The 11653-nt window shown below is 63.5% G+C and carries 10 protein-coding genes; 7 read left to right on the forward strand and 3 right to left on the reverse strand.

Features of this window, described 5'->3' with window-relative positions; genetic code table 11:
* The first annotated feature begins 1 nt into the window (after position 1).
* From trbF to QZL87_RS03675, 7 genes are all read left to right on the forward strand, one after another.
* Positions 2–829, forward strand: coding sequence for a conjugal transfer protein TrbF (trbF, locus tag QZL87_RS03645; RefSeq protein WP_295323861.1), 828 nt, complete (start codon positions 2–4; stop codon positions 827–829).
* Positions 826–1644, forward strand: a complete 819-nt coding sequence (trbG, locus tag QZL87_RS03650) for a P-type conjugative transfer protein TrbG (RefSeq protein WP_295323864.1) — start codon at positions 826–828, stop codon at positions 1642–1644. Before trbF ends, trbG begins: the two co-directional genes overlap by 4 nt.
* Positions 1641–2858: a TrbI/VirB10 family protein gene (locus QZL87_RS03655; RefSeq protein WP_295323867.1), complete on the forward strand. Its 1218-nt coding sequence runs from the start codon at positions 1641–1643 to the stop codon at positions 2856–2858. The genes trbG and QZL87_RS03655 overlap by 4 nt, the downstream gene beginning before the upstream one ends.
* Positions 2851–3093: a DUF2274 domain-containing protein gene (locus tag QZL87_RS03660; RefSeq protein ID WP_295323869.1), complete on the forward strand. Its 243-nt coding sequence runs from the start codon at positions 2851–2853 to the stop codon at positions 3091–3093. Before QZL87_RS03655 ends, QZL87_RS03660 begins: the two co-directional genes overlap by 8 nt.
* A gap of 57 nt (positions 3094–3150) precedes the next feature.
* Entirely contained in the window at positions 3151–3504 is a 354-nt protein-coding gene (locus QZL87_RS03665) for a helix-turn-helix domain-containing protein (RefSeq protein WP_295323872.1), read from the forward strand.
* A gap of 256 nt (positions 3505–3760) precedes the next feature.
* Entirely contained in the window at positions 3761–4780 is a 1020-nt protein-coding gene (locus tag QZL87_RS03670; protein ID WP_295323874.1) for an alpha/beta hydrolase, read from the forward strand.
* Between the two features lie 885 nt (positions 4781–5665).
* Positions 5666–6880 (forward strand): FAD-dependent oxidoreductase, encoded by a 1215-nt coding sequence (locus tag QZL87_RS03675; protein ID WP_295323875.1) that lies wholly within the window; start codon positions 5666–5668, stop codon positions 6878–6880.
* A 395-nt stretch (positions 6881–7275) separates the two neighbouring features.
* Here QZL87_RS03675 and QZL87_RS03680 read toward each other — a convergent pair whose 3' ends face one another.
* Genes QZL87_RS03680 through QZL87_RS03690 form a run of 3 tightly spaced genes read right to left on the reverse strand, consistent with a single transcriptional unit; the run spans position 7276 to position 11560 of the window.
* Complete coding sequence (locus QZL87_RS03680; protein WP_295323877.1) at positions 7276–9159, reverse strand: PAS domain-containing sensor histidine kinase; 1884 nt, start codon at positions 9157–9159, stop codon at positions 7276–7278.
* Positions 9156–11183: an ATP-binding protein gene (locus QZL87_RS03685; RefSeq protein ID WP_295323878.1), complete on the reverse strand. Its 2028-nt coding sequence runs from the start codon at positions 11181–11183 to the stop codon at positions 9156–9158. Before QZL87_RS03685 ends, QZL87_RS03680 begins: the two co-directional genes overlap by 4 nt.
* Entirely contained in the window at positions 11180–11560 is a 381-nt protein-coding gene (locus tag QZL87_RS03690; RefSeq protein ID WP_295323879.1) for a response regulator, read from the reverse strand. The genes QZL87_RS03685 and QZL87_RS03690 overlap by 4 nt, the downstream gene beginning before the upstream one ends.
* Between the last annotated feature and the right edge of the window lie 93 nt (positions 11561–11653).

Raw genomic sequence — 11653 nt, forward strand, 5'->3', positions numbered from 1 at the left:
CATGAAATTCAAAAGAGCGGTGCAGCGTTACGGGCAGACGCCGGAGCCGGAAACGCCTCACCAGCGCGCGGGCCAGCTATGGGACGAGCGCATCGGCACGGCGAGGATGCAAGCCCGCAACTGGCGATATATGGCGTTCGGTGGGTTGCTGCTCGCGACCGGCCTTTCGGCGGCGCTGGTATGGCAGTCGATGCAGAGCCGCGTCGTCCCCTACATTGTCGAGGTTGATAAGCTCGGGCAGGCGCAGGCCGTCGCGCCCGCCGCTACCGATTACCGCGCGACCGACCCGCAGATCGCATGGCATCTTGGAAAGTTCGTCGCCAATGTCCGATCGCGCTCGCTCGATCCGGTCCTGATGCGCGAAGCCTGGCTATCGGCCTACGACTTTGCGACCGAACGCGCCTCGCTCTTTCTCGGTGAATATGCCCGCGCGTCTAATCCGTTCTCGGAGGTCGGACGCCGCACCGTGTCGGTGCAGGTGACGAGCGTTGTCCGTGCGTCCGACACCAGCTTCCAGGTCAAGTGGACCGAGCAGGAATATGAGCGCGGTAGCCTCGATGGCACGTCGCGCTGGACGGCGATGGTAACGGTGAAGATGCAGCCGCCACGCTCGGCCGAGGTGCTGCGAAAGAACCCGCTCGGCCTCTATGTGGATGCGATCGACTGGAGCCGCGAGATCGAGGCCGATGTTCCGAAATCCTTCCATCGCTTTCCAGGACCCGAAGAATTGGTCACGCCGCCACCGGATGAAGCGCAGCCCGCCGACCTACCATTCGGCTTGTCGCTCGACCCCGAACCGTCGCAAACCCCCGAAAGGAACGAACCATGATCCGTGCCGTCATCCTGTCGGCGAGCCTCGCCGCGCTCGCCGTTCCCGCCGCCGCCCAATCCACCGCGAAGGTCGCCGCTGCCAACAAGGCCGCGCTGCGCGAGCCGTCGAACGCCGGCTATCTCGGCGCGGTGCAGGTCTATCCCTATAGCGACGGCGCGCTCTATCGCCTCTATGCCGCGCCGGAGCGTATCACCGACATCATCCTGCAACCGGGCGAGACGATCACATCGGTTGCCGCCGGCGATACGGTGCGCTGGACCGTGGGCGATACCACCAGCGGCAACGGTGCCGACCAGCGCACCCATATATTCGTGAAGCCCTATTCGGCAGGTCTGAAAACGAACCTTGTCATCACGACTTCGCGGCGCGTCTATCATATCGAACTCGAAAGCCGATCGACCGGCGCGATGGCCGCGCTGTCGTGGACCTATCCGCAGGACGAATTGATCGCGCTACGCCGCCAGAAGGATGCCGCGGCCGCCGCCGCGCCGATAGCGTCGGGCCTCGCGGTCGAAGGGCTGAACTTCAATTACACGATCAGCGGCGACAAACCGGCATGGCGGCCTGTCCGGGCCTTCGACGATGGACGGCAGACCTTCATCGAGTTTCCGCCGTCGATCGCGGTCGGCGAAGCGCCGCCGCTGTTCGTCATCGGCGAGGACGGCGAGGGCCAGCTTGTGAACTATCGTGTCGCAGGCCGTTATTATGTCGTCGATCGGCTGTTCGGTGCGGCCGAACTTCGTCTCGGCGGCAAGAAGCAAAAGATCGTGCGGATCGAGACGGCGCAGCCGAAGCGGGGGAAGGGTAAATGACCGACCCCTCCGCTTCCCCGCCGCCGTCCGCGACGCCGAAAGCCGACCCCGAAACGCTGGCCCTTCGCGCGGCGCCGGGGCGCGTGACGCGCTTCCGGCGCGGCGCGATCATCGCCATCGCCGCCGTAGGATCGACCGCAATTGTCGGCGTGGCATGGCTGGCCCTGAAACCGGCGAGCATCGGCCTGATTGCCCCGGCAGATGACAAGCTGGTGGGCGCGAAGGCGCCGCCCGATGCCCTCGCGGGGGCGCCCACCAGCTATGGCGACGTGCCGCAGCTTGGCGCGCCGTTGCCCGGCGATTTGGGACGCCCGATCCTCAATCATCAACGCGGGCTGGACATGGTGCCGGACGATACCGCCGACGAGGCCGCACGGCGCGCGGCCCAAGAGGCCCACGCCGAACGCCAGCGCATCGCTGCCGAACAACGCGCGGCGCGCGAGTCCGGCGTCATGCTGCAAGTCGCGGGCAATGCCGCAGCCGCCCGCCCCGTCGCGGTTGCGGCGGAACAGGCGCCCGAGTTGCCCGCGCCCGCGCAGATCGCCGACGATCCGAACGGGCAGCAGCGCAAGAACGCGTTGATCGGCAAAGCGAACGACGGCAGCGACGTGAACCCGCACAGGCTGACCGCGCCCGTCTCGCAGTGGACCTTGCAGGCGGGGAGTGTCATCGCGGCCAGTCTCATCACCGGGCTTAACTCCGACTTGCCGGGGCTGGTGACGGCGCAGATCACCGAAAATGTCTATGACAGTGTGACCGGGCAATCCCTACTTATTCCGCAAGGCTCGCGGCTGGTCGGCAGTTACGATAGTGTCGTCGCGTTCGGGCAGAGCCGCGCGCTGGTCGTGTGGCAGCGCATCATTCTGCCCGATGGTTCGTCGATCCGTATCGGCAATGTGCCGGCGGCCGATACGCAGGGTTACGCGGGCCTGTCCGACAAGATCGACCGGCATACGTGGCAACTCCTGAAGGGCGTCGCGCTTTCGACGCTGCTCGGGGTCGGCACAGAATTAAGTTTCGGCAGCAGCGAGAGCGACCTTGTGCGCGCTGTCCGCGAGGCCGCGCAGCAGAGCGGGGCGCGGGCGGGAGATCAGCTTGTCACGCGCAATCTGAATATCCAGCCGACCTTGCGCGTCCGACCCGGCTGGCCGCTTCGCGTGCTCGTCCACAAGGATATTGTCGTCGGGCGGCCGTGGGGAGGCGGGCATGGCTGACCTGAAATTGCCGAAACTGCCCGACCGCACCGCGCTCAAGCTCACGGTCAGCCTGCTACCCGATTTGCATCGAGCTTTGCTCGATTACGCTGCTGTATATTTCGAGGCTTATGACGAACAGGTGAGCATAGCCGACCTCGTCCCCTTCATGCTGTCGGCTTTCCTCGATGCCGACCGCGCGTTTCAGCGATCGCGCCGAGGGCGCGTCGGATCAAAAGAGGCGGGGTCGGAATGATGGCCGGGCGAAATCAAGATCTCCTTTTAGAACAGGAGCGCCGCCAGGCGAAGCGAGATGCTCGGTTCTGTGGCCGCGGATATGGGCGTTGCGAATGATCATCGCGCTGCCGAGAGCAGCCGGAACGGCGTCACCGATGCTCCGGCGAAAGCCGAAGACAGGGAGGCGGCGGTGACGAGAAGGCCGGTCGCGGAAGATCGTAAGCAAGCGGCGCGACAAATTCTCGCCGCTCACGAAGGGCTGCCGACCGAACCGATCAGCGTGCGTGTCGCCGATGCAGTGAAGCTTACCGGCATTCCGCGCACGACCCTCTACGAGCTGATGGCGGCCGGCTGCATTGAGACCGTCAAGATCGGTCGCTCGACTTTCATCCTTTATGCGAGCCTGAAACGCCTGTTCGAGAAATACTGATCTCCAAGATCGCTGAAGCGGGTGAATAGAGATGGGTTGAGCGTCGTTTTCGGACGTTCGATGCCACCGGCAATCGCTGGATCGCTCGCCTCGCTGAGCGATCGGCGCACCTATTCCAAGGCATTATTGAAGGAAAGCTGCGCAGTGAAATAGCGCAGTCTAACCCCTCGTCGACGCGGCGGCCCATACCGACATGGAAAACCGCCGGAGCGCCGGCAAGCTGCTCATTCCCTGAAACGACATAGGAGACGATACAATGGCCCGATTTCAGAACACCGATCGACGCGGCTTCATGACGCAGGCATTGGCAGGGTCGGCGGCGACGATGCTGCTCACCGCGCCGGGGCGTGCGGCCGCGGCGGCGCCCGCGGGCTTCGGACTGCTGAAGCATGTCCGCACCAGCCTGCTCGATATCGCTTATGCCGAGATGGGGCCGGCAGACGGCGCGCCGGTGCTGCTCATCCATGGTTGGCCATACGATATACATACCTACGCCGATGCGGCGCTTATGCTCGGGGCGCAGGGCTATCGCGTTCTGGTGCCCTACCTGCGCGGCTATGGCGCGACGCGTTTCCTGTCGGACGCGACGCCCCGAAACGGTCAGCAGGCGGCGCTCGCGATGGATGCGCTCGACTTTCTCGACGCGCTGGGCATCGAACGGGCGATCGTCGGGGGGTGCGACTGGGGCGCCCGGACTGCGTGCATCCTGGCGGCACTGCATCCCGAACGCGTCAGCGCGCTCGTGTCGGTCAGCGGCTATCTGATCGGCAGCCAGGCTGCGGGAGCCAAGCCGCTTTCACCCGAAGCCGAGCGGCGCTGGTGGTACCAATATTATTTCGCGACCGAACGCGGATATCAGGGCTATGCCGCCAACACGCACGACTTTGCGCGATTGATCTGGAAAACCGCGTCGCCGAGTTGGGCATTCGACGAAGCGGTGTTCGCACGGTCGGCCGCCGCCCTCGACAATCCCGATCATGTCGCGATCAGCATCCACAATTATCGCTGGCGGCTTGGGCTCGCCGAGGGCGAAGCGCGCTATGACGCGATCGAAGCGAAGCTCGCGACCTTTCCGGCGATTACGGTGCCGACGATAACGCTCGAGGGCGATGAGAATGGCGCGCCGCATCCGCAGCCGCAGGATTATCGCGCCAAATTTACCGGCCCATATGAACATCGGACGATCGCGGGCGGGATTGGGCACAACCTGCCGCAGGAAGCGCCTCAGGATTTCGCGCGCGCCATCGTCGATGCCGACCGTATGGCGGGACTGTGAAGGGCCTCGGTCGCCCCCGGCTCGTCATCGGCGCGTTCCACGAGCTCCATGTCGTGGGCGAGAATCGCGTGTCGGCTCGGGTATGGTGCCCGTCGAGAGGCATAGCGCGGTGCGGAGGTCCGGTCGGACGGGATTGCCGGTCACAAGGATAGCGGATTGCCGCGGAATATCCGCGCTGGAGCTTGGCGCGGTCGAGGCGGGAGTAGCGATCCCATGTTTTCGTATAGTCGCGCTACGCCCACAGACGAATAGTCGAGCAGATCGTGAGGCCGCATCTTGTCATCGGATAACCGGGACAAAAGCATGCGAACCCAATGGACAACCCGATCGCGCGCCCGCCAGCTGAGCGGCTGGACGCATACGTCATTATCATGGAGGAATGAGATCGATTTCTCGCCCGTGGTGCTGACATTTTGGTGCTGCGCATGGGCTGGGCCCGCCGTTCCACGCGCCTTGGTTACGACGATCCTCACCTTCGCGCTCCTGCGACAAGTTTCATGCGACCTCACCGAAAAACGACGATCCTGGAGAAACCGATCGTTTCTGAAGGCGCCATCGCTTGCCTTGGAAACCATGGTCACGCTGATGGCGCTGTCGATGCGCCTGTCACCGATCGAACGCGATTTCATTGCCACCAGCCTGTTCGCTTTCCTGTGGCGGGTCTGGAAGCCTTCGCAGCACCGGCGCCATCTCAATAGGAACCAGACCCGCGAGGCTTGCCCTGTTCCAAGGTATAGATCGGTCGCACCTTAGGTTTGGATCGACTAGCCAGCCGGCACGATAGGCGAGTGGCGCGCCGTTCGCGATGGTCTGTCTCATCCTCCACGCCCGGCAAAGCCGTATCGCGAGGATATATCCATCGACGCCCACGCACGGAGACACCGAATGGCCAAGGAAATCATCATTATCGGAGCCGGCTTTGCCGGATTGCTGGCCGCGCTCTCGGCTGCCCGCTTGCGTGATGAGAAGGGCGTATCTCCCGCGGACCTGAAAATCACGGTCGTTGCGCCCGAATCCGCGTTGGTCATCCGGCCGCGGCTATACGAGCGTGATCCAGCGTCGATGGCGGCGCCCTTGGGCGAGCTTTTCGCGGCGACCGATATTCACTTCTGCGCGGGGCGGGTCGAAACGATCGACGCGGACAACGGAAGGATCAGCATCAAAAACGCCGATGGCCATAGCAATACGCTGTCTTACGACAGGCTGATCGTCGCATCGGGAAGTCATGGCTTTCAGCCTCCGATCCCCGGGCTTTCGGACTTTGGGTACAGCGTTACGGATCAGGATGGCGCGATTGCCCTTGATCGACATCTTGGCAATCTCGCTACAAAGCCTGACTCTCCTGCACGTAACACGGTTGTGGTCGGTGGCGGTGGCTTTACCGGTATCGAAGTCGCGACCGAGATGCCCGGGCGACTGCGCGAGATTTTCGGGCAGGATGCGCCGGTGCGGGTGATCATCGTCGAGCATGCGCCATGTGTCGGCCGCGACATGGGCGATGAGCCGCGCCCCTATATCGAGGCGCGGTTGAACGAACTCGGTATCGAAACGATCGTCGGAACCGGTATTACTGCGCTCGACGAAGGCGGCGTCATTCTCGACAATGGCGAACGAATCGAAACGGATACGGTGATCTGGTCGGCGGGTATGCGTGCGTCGCCTTTAACCGCGCAACTGCCTGCCGAGCGCGACAATCTCGGCCGCATCCTCGTCTCCCCCGATCTGCGCGTGCCGGGAGCTCCGCACATCTTCGCTACCGGCGACACTGCCAAGGCGGCAACCGACGACAAGGGCAATTTCTCGTTGATGTCGTGCCAGCATGCGCGCCGCCTCGGATCGTTCGCTGGCCATAACGCGGCGGCCGATTTGCTCGGCGAACCTGTGCTGCCCTATGATCAACCGTCCTACGTCGTGTGCCTTGATCTCGGGCCCAACGCCGCGATCTTCACTCGCGGCTGGTCGCCTCGCACGGTCGAACTCACCGGCGTAGAGGCGAAGAAGGTCAAGACGGAAATCAATACGCTCTGGATCTACCCCCCCGCGGCGGAACGCGAGGCGGCTTTTCAAAATGCCTTTGAGGCTCGTACCGTCGACTTCTGATACCAGTGGCTGGCGAGAGATAAAGCGCCTTCGGCGCTTCATGGAGCAACTGCAACTTTTGCGGCGGGCCGCCGAGCGGCCCGCCGTTTTTTTTTTTTCTGAAAACATCGATCGATCGGACCCGCTTTCCGGTGCATGGCTGGCGGGATGTCGTGCCCGGCCCGGGTCTTGCCGATGACCGGCCTCGCGACCGAAATTAGACTCACTGCCGGATCACAATAACCCGGATTTGCGCGCAGATAGAAAGGAATACGCGAACCGCGAAAAGCCGACATAGCTAACGGAGCGATTCATGAAAGCCGTCGGCAACAAGCGACGTTGAACGAAAAGCGCCGCAAAGCGACAGGCAGTCTCATTCGCCTTGGCCGGGCTAGCGTTGGTCCCCTGTGCCAGGGTTATGCGGAAGAGCCGTTTGCACCAGGCCGCTGTCGCAACGCACCCTCCGTCAAGGGCAGCGTAAAAGTGAAGCACGCGCCCGACGGGGCGCGGTTTTCGGCGTGGAGGGAGCCGCCATGGGCTTCGATGATCGAGCGGCAGATCGCAAGTCCCATTCCCATGCCCTGTGCTTTAGTGGAGAAAAACGCCTCGAAGGTGCGATCGGGTTCGGGCAGACCGGGTCCCGTGTCGCTGATGTCTATGCGCACCTCATCCCCCGCGAGAACGGCTTTCAAGCATAGCCGGCGCCGATCCGGCGGCATGCCGGTCATCGCCTCGATTGCATTTCGGACGATGTTCACCAGAACCTGCTGGATCTGGACCGGGTCGATCGGGACCGGTGGAAGGTCTGATGCGAGCCGGATTTCGAGCCTGATCCGATCACGGACAAGCTGCTCGGCGAGGAGCTCGCGAACCTCGTCGATGAGCGGGCCCAGCGCCGCTCGCGTTCGCGGGCCGGTGGTTCGGTTGAAGAGCGCGCGGATATGGCTGACAATATCGGCAGCCGATTGAGCGTTTCGATCCACGCGCTCGATGATCGCCCTCGCGCGTTCCAGGTTCGGCGGGTCCGCCTCCAGCCAGCGTCGGCACGCCTGCGCGTTCGTCATGATGGCGGCGAGCGGCTGGTTGACCTCGTGCGCGATCGATGCCGAGAGCTCGGCAAGGCTTGCCGCCTCGCTTGCTTTTGCCAGCTTGTCCTGCGCCTGCCGCAATTCATCCTGCGCGCGGATCTGTTCCTCGATATCGAGGCATACGCCGTTCCATTGCAAAATCGTGCCATCTTCGCTCCGCATTGCGGCGATGCGGGTTTCGACCCAGCGATAGACGCCATCGAAACGGCGTTGGCGATGGGTCAGAGCATAGGCATCGCCGGTCCGCAGAGAATAGGCGAAGCGCTCGTTCACCCGGTCGCGGTCGTCGGGGTGGATCACCGCGTCGAGGATGCTATGCAGTCGCGGTGCGCCGGGCTTGTCCTTAGCGTCGACGTCGAAGCCGAAAAACTCGCGAAGGCGGCGACTGAAATAAATCGGCTCGCCCGCAGGTGTCATGCACCAGATGAGCGCCGGCGCGGTCTCGACCATCTCGCGAAGCGAGCGTTCGCTTTCGCGCAGAGCGTCGTCGGTCTTGCGGAACACGTCGATATCGAAGCCCGTGCCATACCAGCCTGTGACGCGGCCATCACCGGCCCTTGCCGGGCGTATCGCGAAGCGATGCCACACACAATCACCGCTCGCGCGCAGGACGCGATATTCATAGTTGAATGGCTCGCCTGCGCGCATGCAGCGCCTAAGCTCGGCCGCCGCCGCCTCATAATCTTCCGGGTGTACCCCATTCTTCCAGCCGAGGTCGCCGCCCTCAAGGAAGGGTTCGTCGCTTAGCGGCGCGTTGAAATCGTCAAGCGTCATCGCGAGCGATGCCTGCGCCGTTGGCGTGGCGTAGGTAAATTGTCCTTCGGTGTCGAAAGCGAAGGCGGAGCCGTAAATATCCTCGATGATCTTTGCGGCGCGGACGGCATCTCCGGTTTCCCCCAGCGACGTGGCAAATGTCCAGGCATCGCCCGGTGCGTGGACCAGTGGCGGAACGGTGACGTTGGCCGGGTAGGCGGGATTGGCGCGATACTCGTGCCAGCGCCAATCCCCGCCTTCCCGGTCGCGCCGCCGATAGCTGACGACCTGCGGCACGCCGCTACAGAAAGCGCGCGCCTCGGCCTGTGCGATCGCCGCGCGGTCGTCGGGGTGGATGGAATCCGTTGCGCTGATAGCCCCGGTGCGCCGCCGCCCGACAAGCAGACCAGTCGCAACGCCGATACCAAGACCGGTCAGAAGACCAACGGGCTCGATCATTTCAAGGAGCGCGCGCGCGGCAGTGCAACGCGGAACTCCGCGCCCCCTCCCGTTCGATTGGAGGCCGATACCACGCCGCCATGCGCGGTTACGATCGATTGACAGATGGCAAGGCCGATGCCCATCCCCTGCGCTTTCGTCGTGAAGAAGCCGTCGAAGATGCGGCCCAGATGCTCGGGCGCGATTCCCGGACCATTGTCCTGCAGGCTGAAGGTCGCGCTGTCGCCTTCCGCCCCGGTCGCAACCAGAATTTCGCGCTCGGTTTCTTCCTGTCCTTCGACGGCGTGGACGGCGTTGATGATCAGATTGACGATGACCTGCTGAAGCTGGATGCGGTCACCGACGACGGGCGGCAGGTCGCGGGAATAGGTTGTCGTCACGCGGATGGCGCGCCGCTCGATCTCGTGATGGACGAATAACAGACTCTCACGAACGACGTCATTGAGCGAGAGCGCCACCGGCTCGGGCGTTTGCTTGACAGACATGCTGCGGATGCGCTGGACGATATCGTCGGCGCGCCGTGCGCTTGCCGCGATGCGTGTCGTAAGTTGCCGGAGTTTAGCGATATCGGGCTCGGCGCGCGCAAGCCAGCGCAGGCTCGTCTCCGCGTTGGTCATGATCGCAGCAAGGGGCTGATTGACCTCATGCGCGATCGAGCTCGTCAGTTCGCCCAGCGTCGCGATGCGTGCGGCGTGGCTGAAATCGGCTTGGACTTGCCGGAGCTGCGTCTCCATCTGCAGCCGTTCGGTCATATCCTCGAGACTGAAGATCGTGGTATCGAGCTCTACGAGCGGTTCGGGGTAGGTAACCGAGAAGCGCACATCGAGCACGCGTCCGTCGAGCGAACGGAGCTTCATGAGCTCGCTATAATTTCTGTCGCCACGGAACCGACCGATCATCACGCGACGCAGGGATGCCGGACTCTCGGTAAACAGGTAGCCGACGGGACCGATCAGGTCCTGCGCGTCCTTTCCTCCGACGAGTTCGATCGCGCTGCGATTTACGTCGGTGACCGGAACGCTGGATGCGGCAAGCTCGACGAGTTCAGGATGATCATCCAGATATTGCCCAAAGTCTGTGATGCCGCGCGAGCGCAGGTCGGCGTATATCTTTCCCATGTGGCTGGCGTCGACTTGCCAAAGCGCGACCGGCATATAATGGACGAGCTTGCGATAGCGCGCCTCGCTCGCGCGCAGAAACAGATAGGAGCGATCGTCGTCGGCCGCTCCATTCACCGTGATGAACAAATGTCCTGGCCGGTCGGCGCCAGCTCGCCAGATGGTGACGAGCGGTTCGCGCAAGATGCCGTCCGAGGCCAGCCGGCGACGGAAACGCCTCCCCTCGCTGTCGCCGAATGCTTGCAGGATGAGCTCTGCGAGAATCGCACGGCTGGCAACGGGCCAGAAGGACGCAACCGACTGGCCTTTCATCAGCGCGCGTCCGCGGTTGCCGCCAACCAGGCGTGCGGTTCGCTCGTTGACGTCGACGATTCGAGCCGCCTCGAGAAGACGACGGCAAAGATCGCCGCGATCGTCCCCCTCGCTGGTCCGTGATTGGGCGTCGATCCGGTCCAGGATTTCGGCAGCGGGTGTAAGGTCGATTTCCCAGCTGGCGGCCATCGCGGCGTCGGGCGCGGAGCTACCCGATATATCTTCGTCGTTCGCCGCTTGTGCTAAACGCGCATATTCGACGACGTCGTGCGGGACCCCGGCTTCGTCGTGTCGCAAGTACCGCCGTGCCTCAGCGACGCGCACGTCGCCATCGCGCGTAAGGCGGCGGATCTGCCCTTCCCACACGCCTTCCTGCAGCAATTGTGACCAGGCACGAGCCTCGTCGTCGGGCGCAGCGGAAAGATCTGCAATGGCGGCGCCGCCAACCGCCAGTCCCGGCCAACCGAAGAGCCGTTCGGCTACAGGATTCCAATAGCTTATCGCCCCCTGTAGATCGATTATGACGATGCTTTCCGAGGCAAATTCGGCGATTCCAGCGTCCTGCCTAGGCGAATCGCGTAGCGCGGTGATCATCGCGCCGCGTCCGGATCCGTATTCTCCATCGCTGTCGCGATCGCGCCGAGCAGATGTTCGTCGGTTACCGGCTTCCCAAGCCAGGCGCTGGCGCCGAGCGCTAGCGCCTTCGCCCGTGTGGCGTCGTCGAGCACCGAAGAGAGGACGACCACGGGCAGTTGGGCGCGTTCGTTGTGGAGTTGCTCGATCAGCTCGATTCCGGTCATTCCCGGCATTCGGATATCTGTCACTAGACAGTCGAAGCGGCGGGACCGGCGCGCCGCGAGAAAGCCCGCTGCGCTTTCGAAACATTGGCAGGCAAGTCCCGAGACCATCAGCAGGTCGCCCAGGGCTTCGCGGACAGCCTCGTCGTCGTCAACGATCGCGATGGTGGGCATATGGGGCAAGCAGCGACATCCTCTATTACGCGCCCTCGGGGGCCGATAGGGACAATGTTGCGCAGCTTGTGGGTCATTATAACCATACCAAAG

Origin of the sequence: uncultured Sphingopyxis sp. (genome assembly GCF_900078365.1) — a bacterium.
GTDB lineage: Bacteria > Pseudomonadota > Alphaproteobacteria > Sphingomonadales > Sphingomonadaceae > Sphingopyxis.

Coding starts and splice junctions, on each gene's coding strand:
- trbF (WP_295323861.1), top strand. CDS start 2: ATGAAATTCAAAAGAGCGGTGCAGCGTTACGGGCAGACGCCGGAGCCG.
- trbG (WP_295323864.1), top strand. CDS start 826: ATGATCCGTGCCGTCATCCTGTCGGCGAGCCTCGCCGCGCTCGCCGTT.
- QZL87_RS03655 (WP_295323867.1), top strand. CDS start 1,641: ATGACCGACCCCTCCGCTTCCCCGCCGCCGTCCGCGACGCCGAAAGCC.
- QZL87_RS03660 (WP_295323869.1), top strand. CDS start 2,851: ATGGCTGACCTGAAATTGCCGAAACTGCCCGACCGCACCGCGCTCAAG.
- QZL87_RS03665 (WP_295323872.1), top strand. CDS start 3,151: ATGCTCGGTTCTGTGGCCGCGGATATGGGCGTTGCGAATGATCATCGC.
- QZL87_RS03670 (WP_295323874.1), top strand. CDS start 3,761: ATGGCCCGATTTCAGAACACCGATCGACGCGGCTTCATGACGCAGGCA.
- QZL87_RS03675 (WP_295323875.1), top strand. CDS start 5,666: ATGGCCAAGGAAATCATCATTATCGGAGCCGGCTTTGCCGGATTGCTG.
- QZL87_RS03680 (WP_295323877.1), bottom strand. CDS start 9,159: ATGATCGAGCCCGTTGGTCTTCTGACCGGTCTTGGTATCGGCGTTGCG.
- QZL87_RS03685 (WP_295323878.1), bottom strand. CDS start 11,183: ATGATCACCGCGCTACGCGATTCGCCTAGGCAGGACGCTGGAATCGCC.
- QZL87_RS03690 (WP_295323879.1), bottom strand. CDS start 11,560: ATGCCCACCATCGCGATCGTTGACGACGACGAGGCTGTCCGCGAAGCC.